The sequence below is a fragment of the Sporocytophaga sp. genome (assembly GCF_017745095.1).
Taxonomy (GTDB): Bacteria; Bacteroidota; Bacteroidia; order Cytophagales; family Cytophagaceae; genus Sporocytophaga.
This window is the reverse complement of record NZ_JAGHZZ010000060.1, coordinates 1-17713: the sequence shown is the minus strand read 5'-3', so window position 1 is coordinate 17713 and position 17713 is coordinate 1. Positions and strand designations below refer to the sequence as shown.

Annotated in this window: 11 protein-coding genes; 7 read left to right on the top strand and 4 right to left on the bottom strand. The window is 36.2% G+C overall.

The features are described from left to right. The first annotated feature begins 16 nt into the window (after window positions 1-16). Together J7604_RS26235 and J7604_RS26230 are read left to right on the top strand one after the other, a co-directional pair. Window positions 17-796 (top strand): dienelactone hydrolase family protein, encoded by a 780-nt coding sequence (locus tag J7604_RS26235; protein ID WP_293903360.1) that lies wholly within the window; start codon window positions 17-19, stop codon window positions 794-796. 123 nt (window positions 797-919) lie between these two features. Beyond that, window positions 920-1420 (top strand): hypothetical protein, encoded by a 501-nt coding sequence (locus tag J7604_RS26230; RefSeq protein WP_293903358.1) that lies wholly within the window; start codon window positions 920-922, stop codon window positions 1418-1420. 62 nt (window positions 1421-1482) lie between these two features. On the opposite strand, the gene J7604_RS26225 is transcribed toward J7604_RS26230, so the two are convergent. Beyond that, on the bottom strand, window positions 1483-1809 hold the full coding sequence (locus J7604_RS26225) for a nucleotide pyrophosphohydrolase (protein ID WP_293903355.1): 327 nt from the start codon (window positions 1807-1809) through the stop codon (window positions 1483-1485). Then, window positions 1810-2262, bottom strand: a complete 453-nt coding sequence (dtd, locus tag J7604_RS26220; protein WP_293903352.1) for a D-aminoacyl-tRNA deacylase — start codon at window positions 2260-2262, stop codon at window positions 1810-1812. A 55-nt stretch (window positions 2263-2317) separates the two neighbouring features. On the opposite strand from dtd, the gene J7604_RS26215 reads away from it, so the two are divergent. The 5 genes from J7604_RS26215 (at window position 2318) to J7604_RS26195 (ending at window position 15919) form a co-directional block, all read left to right on the top strand. Then, window positions 2318-5017, top strand: coding sequence for a hypothetical protein (locus J7604_RS26215; RefSeq protein ID WP_293903349.1), 2700 nt, complete (start codon window positions 2318-2320; stop codon window positions 5015-5017). A gap of 53 nt (window positions 5018-5070) precedes the next feature. Continuing rightward, the gene (locus tag J7604_RS26210; RefSeq protein ID WP_293903346.1) at window positions 5071-5511 is read left to right on the top strand and encodes a hypothetical protein; all 441 of its coding nucleotides are present in this window, start codon (window positions 5071-5073) and stop codon (window positions 5509-5511) included. A 232-nt stretch (window positions 5512-5743) separates the two neighbouring features. After that, entirely contained in the window at window positions 5744-8398 is a 2655-nt protein-coding gene (locus J7604_RS26205; protein ID WP_293903343.1) for a glucosidase, read from the top strand. Between the two features lie 267 nt (window positions 8399-8665). Then, window positions 8666-10993 carry an Ig-like domain-containing protein gene (locus J7604_RS26200; RefSeq protein ID WP_293903340.1) on the top strand — a complete coding sequence of 776 codons (2328 nt, stop codon included), beginning with the start codon at window positions 8666-8668 and terminating at the stop codon, window positions 10991-10993. Between the two features lie 402 nt (window positions 10994-11395). After that, the gene (locus J7604_RS26195; RefSeq protein WP_293903337.1) at window positions 11396-15919 is read left to right on the top strand and encodes an Ig-like domain-containing protein; all 4524 of its coding nucleotides are present in this window, start codon (window positions 11396-11398) and stop codon (window positions 15917-15919) included. Between the two features lie 88 nt (window positions 15920-16007). On the opposite strand, the gene J7604_RS26190 is transcribed toward J7604_RS26195, so the two are convergent. Beyond that, complete coding sequence (locus J7604_RS26190; protein ID WP_293903334.1) at window positions 16008-16544, bottom strand: hypothetical protein; 537 nt, start codon at window positions 16542-16544, stop codon at window positions 16008-16010. Between the two features lie 284 nt (window positions 16545-16828). After that, window positions 16829-17638, bottom strand: coding sequence for a LuxR C-terminal-related transcriptional regulator (locus tag J7604_RS26185; RefSeq protein WP_293903331.1), 810 nt, complete (start codon window positions 17636-17638; stop codon window positions 16829-16831). Between the last annotated feature and the right edge of the window lie 75 nt (window positions 17639-17713).

Genomic DNA, 17713 nt, shown 5'->3' with positions numbered 1-17713 from the left:
AACATAATTATCAAATATGAAATTGTTAAAAATAATCATTGCCTTTGTTATGCTCACAAATCTTGTCTTTGCCCAGGGTAAAGATGTTACATATTCCGATGGTTCAACTGCATTAAAAGGTTACTTTGTAAAGGCTCAGGGTTCAAAAGGTAAAGCTCCAGGTGTAATTGTAATCCATGCCTGGATGGGGCTTGATGAGCATGCAAAACATTCAGCTGATCAATTAAGCAAGTTAGGATATAATGCACTTGCCGCTGATATCTATGGCGAAAATTCAAGACCTAAAGACAAACAAGAAGCTGCGAAAACTTCTTCGTACTATAAAAATAATCCTGCAATCTATCAGTCTAGAATTAAAGCTGCATTAGAAGAACTTATAAAAGTAGGTGCTGACCCTTCTAAGATTGTTGTAATGGGTTATTGCTTTGGTGGTACTGGTGCTCTGGAGGCAGCAAGAGGAGAGCTTCCTGTAGCAGGAGTAGTTTCGTTTCATGGTGGGCTTGGTAAAGATACTTCACGAGCAAATGCGTTAATTAAACCTAAAGTACTGGTGCTGCATGGTGCAGATGATCCTTATGTTTCAGATGCAGAAATTAAAGGGTTTCAAAAAGAAATGCGTGATGGTAAAGCAGACTGGCAGATGGTTTATTACGGGAATGCTGTTCATGCTTTTACTGAAGAGAAAGCCGGAAATGATAATGCTAAAGGTGCAGCCTATAATGAAAAAGCAGCAAAGCGTTCGTGGGAAGCTTTGGTGGTATTTTTAAAAGAGGTTTTCGGATCTTTAAAAATGTAAGTTATTATAATAGAGGTGAGTGTATGTCACTCTGATTGCCACAACAAGTCTTCCTACTTTCTATCCTTTCCATTAGAAAACGGAATTTATACCTTTATAAGAGATAACCTTTTAAATTCTTTTATGAAAATTAATCAAATCCTTTTAGCTGTGATCATGACAATGTTCACTGCCTGTTCCAAAAAGGAAGATGTTTCCCCTTCAGGAAATGATAATGTCAAAGTTTATATTTATGGTAGTAAAACTTTCACAGGTGCTACAGAATATGCCATTTCAGATATTTCTCAAATAATGATGGATTCAAGTTTAGTATTGGCATATTATAATCCATCCAGTGAATCACCAACTACTTGGTATCCTGTTCCTGGCCTTGGCTCTGGTTCTCTTTATGAGACTAGAGGGTATGTCTATAAGTCCGTTGTAACGCCAAATACCTATTCATATACAGTAAAGCTTGTAGATTCCTGGGACAATACAACATCATATGCTACTCCCGTAACCTTTACCAAATTTAAGGTATTTATAATTCCAGCTTCTACAGTGGTGAAGGTTCAGAGAAAAGGTACTTCACCAGATGTTTCTGATTATGATGCGGTGAAGGAGTATTATAATATTTCTGAGTAAAGCATTAAGGTTAAAAAATGAAAAATAGCTGTAAACAATGTGGATACAGCTATTTTTTTTATTTAAAACAACTTCTCATTATTCTTATGCCTGTCTTTATCTCTGATGCTTTTTTTTTCCATATTTTTTGTCAGAGCTTCCGTCAGATCCACGCCTGTCTGGTTTGCAAGGCATATTAATACAAACAGAACATCAGCGAATTCATCCCCAAGGTCTTTGCCATCTTCACCTTTTTTAAAGGATTGTTCTCCATATTTCCTCGCCATGATTCTGGCTACTTCTCCGACTTCTTCCATTAAAATAGCGGTATTGGTCAATTCATTGAAGTAGCGGACTCCTGTAGTTTTAATCCACTGATCAACAGCTTCCTGAGCTTCTTTTATAGTCATTTAATTTTTGTTTTTTGTGTCAATGATAATAGTTACAGGCCCATCATTTAAAAGTTGTACCTGCATGTCCGCGCCAAATTCACCTGTATATACTTTTTTTCCAAGTTCATTTTCACTAAGATGTATAAATTGTTCATACATGGGAATTGCTTTTTCCGGTCTTGCCGCTTCAATGAAGGAAGGTCTATTGCCTTTTTTAGTGCTCGCATGCAAAGTAAACTGACTCACAACCAATAGGTCTCCATTAATGTCTTTCAGAGATAAATTCATTTTTCCTTCAGTATCAGAAAAAATTCTTAGGTTAATTATTTTTTTAGTAAGCCAGTCTGAATCTTCCTGTGTATCTTCATGTGCAATACCTAATAGAACCAGAAGTCCTTCAGATATACTGGATTTTAGCATGTTGTCAATGGTAACGGAAGCTTGTTTAACTCTTTGAATAACAGCAATCATTAATAAATTTTTCTAATTGAAATAAAAGTATAAATTTTGTAAAAAAATAATGCAAATGCTTTCCAAAAGCAAATCAGAAGTAATCAATAAGGTTAAAGAATTTTTAAGCGGAAAAAGGAAAGCTTTAATTGCTGCCGGAATCACTGTTACGGCAGCAGTGCTTATTGTCACTGCTTTCAGATTTTATAAAAATGAAAAAGATGCAGTATATGAACTGTTGTCTCCTTCAGCTGTAATATTAATGGAATCTGAAGACCTTACGGATGTTATGAAGGAATGTAGATCATCTTCTTCCATGTTTTCCTCTGTTCCTTTTTTTGAATTTCTATACAGTCATCTAAATGAAGATCCGCTCCTCGACAGCCTGATCAAATTTTCAGATAAACAAAAGATATATATTTCTTTGAATGCTGCTGGGAAAAGTGATGTTGACCTTATTTTTTATCTGAAGAAAGATGAAGAAAAAGCTCATTCTGATTTTGAAAATCTTGTAAAGCAAGATGCTTCATTAACACTGGATCATCGTCTCTTCAATGATATCATGATATATGATTTAGGCAGAAGAGGGGAGAGAAAAAAGTTTTCATTCATATTTTATCAAGGATATTTTATTGGAAGTTTTTCAGGCTTTTTGCTTGAAGATGTTATCAGAAATCTTGGTCAGGATAAAGATTTTACCTGGCTTAAGGCGGATAATCTTGCAGAAGATAAAATTTCAACGAAAATACTTATAAATCATAAGAACCTGCCCGGATATTTGTCGCTGTATTGCACACCAAAGTATGCTACAGGCCTCAAAGGACTGGCGAATTTTGCGTCCTACTCAGGTGTAACTTGGGAAAAGGCAGGAGCAGGATTAATGTTGAATGGCAAAACAGTAGCGGAGGAAAATCAATTTCTGAATACTTTTAGAAATCAAAGTCCTGTAAAGTTTTCAATGGGGGCAGTAATTCCTGAAAATGCGTCAACGATTTTCAGACTTGGTATTTCTAATTGTCCTGCCTGGTTTGAAGAGTATGATAAAATGAATGAAGAGATTCCTTTAAAAGGAGGAGCATATAAGCAATTGACAAAAGCTGTCGAACTTATTAAAGATGAAGTAGCCTATGTGATCACTGAGCCTGAAATTTCCGATAGAGTTTTCCAATATGCTATTATCAAAACTTCAGATGCAAGTGCATTTATGAAGGCTTTAAGAACGTTGGCAGATTCATCTACTTCGGTAACCACACCTAATCCGAACAGAAAGATTTATGCAGTACATAAAAAGAACCTTCTTACACATTTATTCGGCCCTGTATTTTCTGATTTTAAAGAATACTTCATTACAAGTCATGGCAACTTTGTTGTAATTGGAAACCAGTTAACTGCATTGGAAACTTACCTTCAGCAGGTTCAAAACGGGTACGTTCTGAAAAAGACAGCTGGAATAAAGTTTTTTGCTGATCCTTCCAATATCTCACTTTATGTAAATCCTGATCGGTCGGAATTCCTAGCTAGTAAGTGTATTCGAGATACAGAGATAAAGAACAATTGGATAAGATCTTCAGGTAATCTTTCCTATACAGGTGTGAGCTTTTCTACAAGCTCTGATAAGAAATTTTTATTCAGGTATATTATTCAAAAAGGTAAAGGTAGCACAACAGGCATACCTAAATCTTTGGCTATCAATAAAACTTTACAGTTCAATGCTGGCCTTATATCTGAGGCATATCCCTTAAGAGCAATATCAGGGCTGGAAGAACATTTTCTAGTTCAGGATTCATTGTTTAAAACGCACTTGTTTTCAAGATTTGGAACATTATTATGGAGTGCTAAAGTTGAAGGAAAACTAAGTTCAGAACCTGTGTGGGGAAATATTGACAAAGCAGGCAAGGATGAAATAGTTTTTGCAGTCAGAAATAAAATTTATGCTATCAATAGTGCTAATGGTCAGTTGATAAAGGGATATCCTGTAACTATTCCTGGTAAAGTTTATATTACTTCTCTTGCATTGATTGATTATGATGGAAGCAAAAATTACAGAATTTTTGTAGGTGATGATTCGGATAATATTTATGCCTTGGATACTCAAGGAAAATTACTTGATGGTTGGAAGCCAAAAAAGCTTGATTACAGTTTAATAGGCAAACCTGCTCATGTGCGCATAGATGATAAGGATTATATTGTAGCCTTATCAAGAAAAGGGAAGTTACATGTATTCAACAGAAAAGGTCAGCTTATCAAAGGTTTTCCGATAAAGCTCGAGCATGCCACAGTAAGTCCGTTTTTTATAGAAAAGAGTTCTTCAAACACGAATAGTTACATTTCAATATTATCAGAAAAAGGAGAATTAATTAAAGTCGATTTTTCAGGTAAAATAGTAAAGAGAGCACAGTTATTTCGCTTAAGTCCTGAAAGTAAATTCTCCCTGTATCCTGATAATAGAATCAAGTCGTATACAATTGTCAGAAAAGACAAAGATCGTCTGGATTTTCTAGATATGTCCCTAAGCCCTTTGTTTACACAGACTAATTTTCCTTTAGAGAGTTATGATATTAAGTATATTCATTCAGTAGCGACTAATATTTCTTATTGGCTTGTAAATGACCTTACCAACCATAGAAGTATTATATTTACTCAAAGCGGAAAGTTTTTAGGAGAAGGATGGATTAAAAGCCAGGAAAAACCAACAGCAGTTTATCTGGAAAAATATAATGAGGGAAGTTTAATTAAGGTAAATAAAAAAAGCATTGAGATTGCCCGAATCAAATAACCTTTCGGGATTATTTCTGTAAATTTAAAATACTAATCTAGAAAAAAATATACATGACATTAAGAACTATAATTATCCTGGCAATGACTTTTGTTTCCCTGAATATATTTGCTCAGGGTAAACCTAAAGAAGGTTCTGCTCCAAAGGCAAATATTTACCTTGTAGAAGGAGATTCGGAGAACCTGATTACGCATTTGAAAAAGAACAAAGAAAATAAGATCAGAGTGAAGCTCGAAGGGGGAATAGAAAATGTAAAGCATACCATGTATGTTACATCCAAGCATGCTTCTATCAAACCAGATCCTAAAGTGGAAAACCAATACATTATCATACCAAAAGAAGAAAACGTAGAGATCATTGTAGATATTAAGACAGAGGAAGATTACGTTCAGGTGAAGATGGTTGATAAAAACGGTAAGCAGAAAAAAGAGGTCGTGAAGACCTTGACGCCAAAGACCTACATGGTAGGTTATGAGAAAGTAAAGGTAAATTAAGCTTAAAGCAGAAAGCCTTAGAGACGCCATGTTGGCGTCTCACTTTCCGCCTCAAACGATTTTTAATTTTTGAAGGAGTAATGAGAAAAACTTCTCAAATTATAAGTTGCTAGTTGAAAGTTTAAAAGTCACATTACATTTACTAAGCCCGTTATGGGTGATTAGTCAGCATAGGGTCTAAGCTCTATGCTATTTATTCGAATTAATGCATGATCATTTTTTTATTTACTAAATGGAAAATAGTTGGAATCCTGAACGGGAGCGTGTTAAACAATACAGGGAAAGTATTGGATGGAAAAAATGGGGACCATATTTAACCGAAAGGCAATGGGGAACTGTAAGGGAAGATTATAGTGCTTCAGGAGGGGCCTGGGAGTTTGTTTCACACGATATGGCCAGAAGCAGGGCCTACAGATGGGGAGAAGAAGGTATTGCAGGTATTTCAGATAATAAATCATTATTATGTTTTGCTTTAGCTCTTTGGAATGGTAAAGATCCGATACTGAAAGAGAGACTTTATGGTCTTTCCGGAAACGAAGGGAATCACGGAGAAGATTGTAAGGAGTTATATTACTATCTTGATAATACACCCTCACATTCTTATATGAAAATGCTCTACAAATATCCTCAAAGAGCATTCCCTTATGATAAAATAGTAGCGGAAAATGGGAAAAGAACAAAGGCAGATCCTGAATATGAAATCCTGGAAACCGGTGTCTTTGACGATAATCGTTATTATGATGTTTTCATTGAATATGCAAAAGCTGACAAGGAAGATATCCTGGTAAAGATAAGTATTACCAACAGGGGTGCTGACCATTGCAGACTCACTGTTTTACCTACGATATGGCTGAGAAACACATGGTCTTGGGATAGCAAAATTTATAAGCCCGGAATGCAGGCAGTTTCCAATGATGAAATTCACATAAAATACAGACCTGATAAGTCTTTTCATCTGTATGCAGAAAATCATAACAGATCATTCCTCTTTTGCGATAATGAAACCAACTATAAACGATTATATAATTTTGCCAACTCTACTACTTATTGTAAGGATGGCATTAATGATTATATAGTTAAAGGCAAGACAGGAGCTGTAAACTTTAAAGAGGGAACTAAAGCTTCGGCATTTTATGAACTTGATTTTGCGCCGGGAGAAACAAAGGTGATCAAACTCAGACTTGCAGATAAATCACATCAAGGAGCTTTTGAAGAGTTTGATGATATATTCAGTTTGAGGTTGAATGAAGCTGATGCCTTTTATAATGACTTGCAGAAGAACGTTACTGACCCGGAGCTGAAAATGATCCAGCGTCAGTCTTATGCAGGAATGTTATGGAGCAAGCAGTTTTATTACTTTAATGTGAATCAATGGCTTGAAGGTGATCCTGGCCAACCTACACCTCCTGAAGAAAGAAAGCATAAACGAAACAGTCAATGGAGGCATCTGAGTAATTCCAATATTATTTCGATGCCGGATAAATGGGAATACCCATGGTATGCTGCTTGGGATCTTGCATTTCATTGTATTCCTCTAGCACGATTAGATCCTAATTTTGCAAAGAGACAACTGGTAGTGCTGCTGAGAGAATATTATATGCATCCTAATGGACAAATTCCAGCATATGAATGGAACTTCAGTGATGTTAACCCTCCTGTACACGCATGGGCAGCATATAAAGTATATCAGATTGATAAAGAGTTTACCGGGAAAGGTGATTATGATTTTCTGGAAAAAGTGCTGCATAAGCTCTTGCTTAACTTTACTTGGTGGGTAAACCAAAAAGACATAAGCGGTAATAACATCTTTGAAGGTGGATTCCTTGGTCTTGATAACATTGGTGTGTTTGATAGAAGTCAGAAACTGCCGACCGGTGGGTATCTCGAGCAGGCAGATGGTACAAGCTGGATGGCGATGTATTCATTGAACCTTCTTAAGATCAGTACAGAGTTGGCTATGGAAAGACCTGTTTACCAGGATGTGGCTACAAAATTCTTTGAACACTTTCTTTATATCGCTGGTGCCATTACTAATATTGCCGGAAAAGGTATCAGCCTTTGGGATAATGAGGATGAGTTCTTTTATGATGTGCTTCATAAGCCGGAGGGAGAAAGCATACCTATGAAGATCCGGTCCATGGTGGGCTTGATTCCGATGTTTGCTGTGGAGACGATAGAGCCGGAAATGGTCTCCGATCTTCCGGATTTTAAAAGGAGATTGGAATGGGTACTGGAAAATCGTCCTGACCTTTCGGTCTTGGTTTCCAGATGGTATGAAGCCGGAAAGGGCGAAACAAGGCTGCTTTCATTACTCAGAGGATCAAGATTAAAAAACTTATTAAAGAGAGCTTTAGATGAAAAGGAGTTCTTATCTGATTATGGAATTCGCGCTTTGTCTAAGTATCATAAGGATAAACCTTATGAAATAAAGGTCAATGAAAATTTATTTTCAGTTAGTTATCTTCCGGGGGAGTCAGATTCAAAGCTGTTCGGCGGAAACTCCAACTGGAGAGGTCCAATATGGTTTCCCGTCAACTTCCTGTTGATCGAATCTCTGAATAAATTTTACCATTATTTCGGAGATGATTATAAAGTAGAATACCCAGTAGGTTCTGGAGATATGCTAAGTCTTAAAGAAATTGCTCATCACCTTGGCGACCGCCTTATTAAGCTGTTTACAATGAATGCAGAGGGGAAGAGACCGGTATTTGGTAATGTAGACAAGCTAAACAAAGATCCTAATTTTAAAGACTATATTCTTTTTTACGAATATTTCCACGGCGATTCAGGCAAAGGACTTGGAGCTTCTCATCAGACAGGCTGGACAGGGCTTGTAAGCGAATTGATATCTCAGAAATATGAATTTCTGAATCAAAAGAAAGTTTAAGCTTTATAATGAGCTTGTCCGGAAAGGAATCATCAGATTCTTGTTCTCCGGACAAGTCATCTTTTGTACTCTGTATTAACCTCTTTGAATTTAAAAACCGATCATCCAATTAATTGTTTAATGATTTTAAACTTTTTATGATTTATTAATTATTGTATTTTTTAGTGTGAGAAGCAGATATGAGTTTGAACATTATTTTAATTGATTGAAGTATCAATATTGAAATTTAACTTAAATTGCGGTGTGTTCAATCTTAATTAATAACCTATGAAGTTTTTTTTATCTATTTTTAAAAATGTTGCGTTTCTAATAATGGTATTTGGAAGCAATATAACACGGGCACAATCATCTAATGACAATGTATTACCCTCTATAACAATGGCGGCATATCTTGATGGTACCTTGATTAATAGTACTTTGTCATTGTCAAATGCAATAAAAGGCCCTGCAAAAAATTTTAGGTTATCAGTATCTTCATTTGATTCAGATGGAACAGTTGAAAAATTAGAGATTTTAAATGGAGCTTTTGTAGATTTTACACTAAATACAGTAAGATCTACAGAGTCGTTTTTTTATGCTGAGCTTCGTGGGGATAGGACATATGAATTTATTGCAAAAGTTACTGATAATAAAGGAGGGGTAACATATTCATCTCCAATTAGATTTACAGTGTACACACCACCAGCTGTTTCAATATCATCTCCTTTAAATAACTCTTCAATTGTTGGGCCTGCTATAATTCCGCTGTCGGTAGAAATAGGTAATTTCTTTGGTTCAGTGAGTAAGGTGAGTTATTATAGTGGAAAAGATTTTATTGCTGAATCTGGTTCTTTCCCATACATAATAAATTTTTACAAATTTCCTGTTGGAAAACATACCATAACTGCCAAAGTCTTGGATAATTATGGTGGAATAACAGAGACTGCCCCTATAACATTTACTGTTATTGAAAATAAACCACCCATTGTTTCATTAACAACAGCAAAACAGGATACTGTAATTAGTGGCACCAATTACAATAATATAACCTTAACTGCTGTTGCATCTGATCCTGATGGTTCTGTTGTGAAAGTCGATTTCTATAGCGGACAAGTATTGGTTGGGTCTTCTACAACATCTCCTTTTACATGTAAATGGATTAAAGTTTCTTCAGGGGCATATACACTTACAGCTAAAGCCACCGATAATACAGGTGCTGTAACGGTTTCCAATTCGATTATTGTAGTTGTTAATAATAATAAATTGCCTGTCGTATCAATTAAATCTCCGGCCAATAACACGATTTTTTATGAGAATGTAGGAGGTACTGTAGTTGTTAATGCTTCAGATGCTGATGGAACCATTAATAATGTAGAACTTTACAACGGGACAACTTTGATAACTTCTTCGACATTTGGTTATCAGGAAGCAAGTGGGATATATATTTATAATCTGAGTTTTAGTGTTGCTCCGGGGACATATGTAGTAACTGCTAAAGCAAAAGATAACAATGGCGGAGTTTCTGTTTCCTCTCCGGTCACAATCGAGGTATACCCAAATAAAAGGCCAACAGTCTCCATTAAATCACCTGAAAATAATTCAGTATATTATGAACCTGCTACGATAACATTGGAAGCATTAGCGGATGATGCTGATGGAAATATAAGTAGAGTTTATTTTTATAATGATACAGATGGTGGTAAAATTATAGGTGGAGCAACTGCACCGCCATACACATTTACCTGGAAAGATGTAAAAGCTGGAAAGTATATTATTTCTGCAACGGCAATTGATGATAAAGGCAGTTATTCATATGGATCTGAAAAAATGACGATTACTGTGATTATACCCCAGGCTCCGTTTGGAGGAAACCCTTGGCCAATACCAGGACTTGTTGAAGCAGAGAATTATGATCTGGGCGGAAATAATGTTGGGTATTATGACTCTTATAGAATGGGTCGTAATGAATATGGGAGGGGAGATCTGGTTGATGTGGAAGGCCATGGTTCCTATAATGGAAGTGGGTATGAAGGTTACCACATATCTTATATAGAAAAAGGTGAATGGTTAAAATATACAGTTAATGTCTTAAATACGGGCATATATGATTTTGCAATCAATGGATGTACATTTACTCCTAATCCTCCACGTGAAAGATATATGCATATTGAAATCAATGATGTAGATGTAACAGGCCCAATTTTGGTTCCTTATACAACCGGATGGTTCGATTTTAAGAAAGCTAAAGTACCGGGGATATATCTGACTGAAGGGATCCAGATCATGAAAGTAGTTTTTGATTCAAGTGAATTGAATCTGGATTACGTGGAAATTACACCTTCTGATGTTGTCACAGGTTTAACTAGCCATTCTTCAGGAAATTCATTGAGTATTTACCCAAATCCTGCTCCTGATTTCTTTAACCTGAAAGTTAATGAAGATATTAGAAGTTTATCAGTATTAAATTTGCTGGGACAAAATGTGCATGCCGAAGCTAATTTAACTAAGGGAAGCGAACTCTCAATTGGTAATGAATTTGAACGTGGGGCGTATGTTTTGAATGTTATTTATGCTTCAGGAGACAGAGAGTCTTTTAGATTAATAAAAGTTAGATAAGAAAGAATATTTTTACATGAAAATCCAGATTCTGCACCAGGCGGGATTTGGATTTTTTATTGATGCATAGCCAACAATGGCAGGACAGGGAACTCTTCACTCCTTGATGAATATTGGCTTTATTGCTATTGAGCAGTTTTTCTAAGATCATCGTTAATCGAAAAGTTACTCAGTTTTATAATTTTTTGGATATTTGTATTTTACAGGTGTTTTTTATTTAATTTTTTATATAAAATATTTAACATCACCATGCTTTCTCGATTTTGATATTGTATTTTTTTCTTATAATAATTATATAAAATACTTGATGGATTAAATTTTTTGTCGAATCTGTCAAACAATAATTGCATTTGTAGTTTTAAATCTGGAAATTATACAAAAAAAAATTAAAAACCTTCAATTATGAAGCACTTCTCCTTCATTAGAAATATAGCTTTTCTAATATTATTTTTTTGCTGGCAGAGTAGCTTTGCTCAATATCCTGCAGGTTCGCCTGTTGCCATGAACGGTAAACTTAAGGTGGTAGGATCTCAATTGACAAGTGAATGCGGGAATCCGGTACAACTTAAAGGATTCAGCTCGCATGGTTTGCAATGGTTTTCTAATTGTGTAAAAACTTCAGCATTGGATGAGCTGGTAAACAACTGGGGAATAGATATTTTCCGTCTGGCAATGTATGTCCAAGAGCAGGGCTATGTCACAAATCCAACAACCTGGAAAACTTATATTGATACATGGGTAGATGAGTGCGGTAAAAGGGGGATTTATTGTATGATCGACTGGCACGTTCTTAATCCGGGTGATCCTAATGCAAATCTCACTGAATCAAAAGACTTCTGGACCTATATGGCCACTAAACATGGTGGAAAGAAACATGTTTTGTTTGAGATCTGTAATGAGCCAAATGGCGTAAACTGGTCAACTGTGAAGACCTATGCAAATGCAGTTATTCCTGTAATTAGAGCTATTGATCCAAATACCATTATAATTGTTGGTACTCCAAATTGGAGTCAGGATGTCGATATTGCTGCAAATGATCCTTTAAACTATGACAACCTGATGTATACCTTACACTTTTATAGTGGCACTCATGCTGCAACTTTAAGACAAAAAGGAGATGCGGCAATAGCAAAAGGTAAAGCACTTTTCGTTACTGAATGTGGTACTTCAGATGCAAGTGGTAATGGTGGTCCTTACCTAAGCGAATTTGATAACTGGATAAGTTGGATGAATTCAAAGAAAATCAGTTGGATCAACTGGAGTTACTCTGATAAAGCTGAAACTTCAGCAGCCCTTACATCAGGATCTTGCAATTCAGGTTCATGGAATAACCTTACTCAGTCAGGTACATATATAAAAGGTAAAGTATCAGTTGCTGATAATTTTATTTCCTGTATAGCGAATGCTAGCCCAACGGTTTCTATAACGTCTCCAGCAAATAATGCAACGTATGCAGCTGGAGCAAACATTACATTGACTGCAAATGCTTCAGATACAGATGGTCAAATTACCAAAGTGGAATTTTATAACGGTACCACTTTACTAGGTTCATCAACTACTTCTCCTTATTCTTATACATGGACAGGGGTAGCTGCAGGAACTTTTACTATCACGGCTAAAGCTACTGATAATGGAGGTGCGGCAACAACTTCTACGGCAATTACTATTGTTGTAAATGCCAATAAAGCACCGACCGTTTCAATCACAGCTCCTGCAAATAGTGCAACATTTGCAGCTGGGGCAAGTATCACACTGACGGCAAGCGCTTCTGATGCTGATGGTCAAATCAGCAAAGTGGAATTTTATAATGGTACCACATTACTGGGTTCATCAACAACTTCACCTTATACTTATACCTGGACAGGAGTAGCTGCTGGGACGTACACTATAACAGCTAAGGCTACCGACAATGGAGGTTCATCAACTGTTTCTACTGCAATTACTGTTGTGGTAAATGCGAATAAAGTTCCAACAGTTTCAATCACAGCACCTTTAAACAATGCAACTTTTGAAGGAGGAGCTAACATAACACTGACCGCTAGTGCAGCGGATGCAGATGGTACGGTCAGCAAAGTAGAATTTTATAATGGTACGACATTGCTAGGTTCTGCAACTACTTCTCCTTATACTTATATATGGAGTGGCGTTGCCGCGGGAACTTATACAATAACGGCTAAGGCGACTGATGATAAAGGAGGTATTGGTACCTCAACAGCTATAAAGATTACTGTAACAGTTCCTCAAACACCTTATGGCGGAAAAGTTTGGCCAATTTCAGGTAGAATAGAAGCCGAGAATTATGATTTGGGAGGAAGTGGCCTTGCCTATTCTGATTCTGACGCCGGGAATACTGGTTCTGCTTTCAGAACAGACGACGTTGATATAGAAGCATCAATAGATGTAGGAGGAGGTTACAATGTAGGTTGGACAGTAACAGGTGAATGGCTGGAGTATTCTGTAAATGTGGCAGAGACGGGAAAATATGACTTTAAGGTAAGGGTAGCTGCAGCATCAACAGGCAAAACCATGCATATAGAAATGAACGGTATAAATGTTACTGGAGCAATTTCAGTTCCTAATACTGGTGATTTCCAGGCATGGCAGACTGTTACGATTCCAGCAATTTCTTTAACCGCCGGAAATCAAATCATGAGAGTAGTTTTCGATTCGGATGAGATAAACCTTAACTATGTAGATGTAACAGCTGTTAATAAAGCTCCGACTGTGAGTATTACAGCTCCTGCAAATAATGCTTCTTATGTTGCAGCTGCATCATTTACAATCACAGCCAATGCGACTGATTCAGATGGTAATATTGCCAAAGTTGAGTTTTATAATGGCACTGCTTTAATAGGAAGTGATGCTACAGCTCCATTCTCCTATGACTGGAATAATGTAGCTGCTGGTACGTACACGATCACAGCAAAAGCCACAGACAATAATGGCGCATCAACTGTTAGTACAGCTATTACTGTTGTTGTGAACCCAAATAAACTTCCTGCTGTCTCATTGACAGCTCCCGCAAATAATACTGTTCTTCAGGCTCCGGCTTCGAATGTCTTATTGACAGCTTTAGCCTCAGATACTGATGGATCGGTAGTTAAAGTTGAGTTTTATAATGGAACAACATTGCTTGGAAGTGATGATACTTCACCTTATAATTTTACAATTGCAAGCCTTCCTGCAGGTACATATACCTTGACAGCAAAAGCTATGGATGATAAAGGTGGGGTGTCAACTTCTTCCTCGGTAACTCTTGTTGTCAATCAGGCACCTACAGTTTTAATTACATCTCCTTTAAACAATGCATCTTTTGTAGCTCTTGCGAATATTACCATTACCGCAGATGCATCTGATGCAGAAGGGGTGGTTTCAAAAGTTGAGTTTTATAACGGTGCTACTTTTCTCGGTTCAGATTTGACTGCACCATACAGCTATAGCTGGAATGGTGTTGCAGCCGGAACATACAATATCACAGCTAGAGCTACAGATAATTATGGGGCTGTAGTAACAAGTTCTGTTGTTAAAATAACTGTAAATTCCAATAAGCTACCATCCATTTCTATCACAGCACCTGTAAATAATACAGTGCTTCAGTCTCCGGCGACCAATGTGATACTATCTGCAGATGCAACAGACTCTGACGGTGCAATTACTAAAGTTGAATTTTATAATGGAAATACACTATTAGGAACTGATACATCAGCTCCATATAGTTTTACCTGGGCCTCTGTAACTGCCGGTAAATACACCATTACAGCTCAAGCAACTGACGATAAAGGAGGAGTGACTATTTCTTCCTCTGTTTTGTTGATTGTTAATCAAGCTCCTTCGGTATCAATAATATCACCTTCAAACAATGCATCTTTTGTAGCTCCAGCTTCAGTTGTAATAAATGGGGATGCAACGGATGCAGATGGTTCAATTACTAAAGTTGAATTTTATTCTGGAAGTACTTTGATAGGAACAGATCTTACTGCTCCTTATGCCTATACTTTGTCTGATTTGCCTGTGGGTACTTATTCTGTTACTATCAAAGCGACAGACAATAACGGCGCAACAACAACCAGTGCAGCAGTATCATTTAAGGTGAATGAAAATCAGCCTTCAGTAATTCAGGTAAAATCTCCGACAGATAACAGTACAGTTAAAGTTGGAGCATCTGTTAATTTTGATATTTCAGTAAGTGATCCTGATGGAGGCATTGCAAAGGTTGAATATTATGATGGGACAACTTTAATAGGAACCTCAAGTACTGCTCCTTTTAATATTAACTGGACAGTATCAGGAACAGGCTCGCACAACATCACTATTAAAGTAACCGATAGCAATGGAGGGGTAACAATTTCATCTCCGTTAGCATTGACAGCAGTAGCTAATCAATCGCCTACTGTGAAAATCACATCTCCAAAGAATAATGCAATATTACTTTCTTCGGAATCAATAATCTTAACAGCAGATGCTTCAGATGCAGATGGAAATGTGTCAAAAGTGGAATTTTATAGCGGAAGCATGCTCTTAGGCTCAGCTGTTAATGCGCCTTACGAATTTACATGGCTAAATCCAGGTGATGGGATTTATACAATCATAGCGGTAGCGGTAGATGACAACGGAGCAAAGATGCCATCAGTTCCAGTGACTATTAATGTAGCACCGGTTATATCCGGAGTTTACTCTGGAACATCATCCTCGCAATTAAAATTATATCCTAATCCTAGTAATACAGATTTCAGATTTGTAGTAAATGAAGATATCGAAAGTTATTCGGTTGTAAACCTTCTGGGCGAAACGCTTTCTTCAGAAGGAAGAGTTTCTAACGGACAGGAAATTACTTTGGGAGAAGATTTGGAGCAGGGAGCATATATTTTAAAAGTGATCTATACTTCCGGTAAAAAAGAGGCTATTAGGATGATTAAGATAAAGTAAAATAATATATAATTCCATTTAAAAAATGCGGACCATACTTAGTATGGTCCGCATTTTTTTTAATAAAAATCGTTGTTGAATGTGTTAATTATTCTTTTCCTTTCTCTCCAACAAACACCTGAGATGAATTCTTAAATAATATATTGAATGTTGTTAAAGAACCATAGATACGCGTTATATACTGCTGCATATCTACTTTTTCACTATCCGTCATGACAGGATGTGCATTAATCTTTTGTTCCAGAACCCTTAATCGGTCCCTAAGCATTACGATTTTGTGAAAGAAAGTATCAAGAGGTACTTCTTTGGGTTTTACTGAATCATCATAGGATTTGATAATCAATGTGCCTTTTTTCCATTTGTCTGCCATAGGCACTACTTCCGAAAGATCAGACCATTTCCTGAGAATTCCAATCAATGTAGTTTCAACATCATCACTGCTTATCATCCGTTCTTCGGGAGCAAGCAGCTCCAGTACTTCTATTTCTTCAGTATCTTTAGGGACTTCAATGATGCCTTTGCCAAAAAAGCTGATCCTGTAATTACCCAGTTTTGTTCCGGCAACTATTCCCTCGCCGAACCTATTGTGATTAATTCTGGAACCAACGCCTAGTATTCTTTCCATTTTTTGTAAAATATTGTTTGAAGAATGTTAAAGTAAAACAAGAGTTTTTAAAAATCAATGCCACAGACTATATCATTTGCTTCGCATCCTATAGTTACTTTCATTAATTATGTTTCAATTTTCTGCAACTCAACCTTTCCATTTGATGCTAATTTTAAATTACTTTCAAATGTATCTTTTGTTAAGAGGAGAGGAAGTTTTTTGAGAGCATATAGAGGTTTATTGTTTATGATTAAATATTATACATTGGAAATTTTTTAATAACTATAATATATATTCTTAATCTATATAATTCCTAAAGCCATGGCTTTCTTTAACAGATCGCCAGATCTTTTTACACTCATTTTTTTTAACATATTTTTTCTGTGTTTATAGATGGTATGTTCGCTAACAAATAAAGAATCTGCAATTTCTCTACTGGTATAGCCTTGACCCATTAAATGCAAAACCTCAATTTCTCTTTCAGAGAGCCCATGTTCTACATTGCCAGACAGAAAAGATTTTTTAAGAATATTGTGGTAAACGCCATGACCATCTTTCTTATCAACAGTAAAAATAATGTTGTCATCGGTTTTATAGTGATTAATGTCTGTTACCTGTTTAATTAATATATGAGCTTTATTATTTTCATCTTTCGCTAAAACAGTTATCTGATGCAGGAACCAGTGCTGATGACCATCTTTATGGTTAATTAAGGTACAGTATGAAATTTTTATGTCTTCCACATCCTTAGAGATGCTGTGTTCTTCAAACGTTTCAAACATCAATGGGAAGATTTTTTCAAGAACAATTTCTAGCTGTGATAAAGGAAAGAGTTTTATAGTTTTAAGGAAACCCTCTGTATAAAATTCTTCCGGAGAATACCCAAGTGTGCTTGCAATGTTATTGCTTACATATAGATACTCTTTGGATTTTATGTCTATTGCACATACAATGCTTGGAAATAAGGCCGTAAGTGATCGGAATTGAGGTAAATTCGTTGGTCTATCACTTACCTTAATTTGAGAAACATCTATAGGGGAATACTTCCATATTACCTTACTTGCTTGTCTGTAATAATCTAAATTAGTCTTGATTGGTTGGATACTTTTCATAAAAAATCTGATTAAAAATTTCAATAACTTTATTCAAAATGCAACCTTAAAAATGCATTGTGCTAGTAAATATAC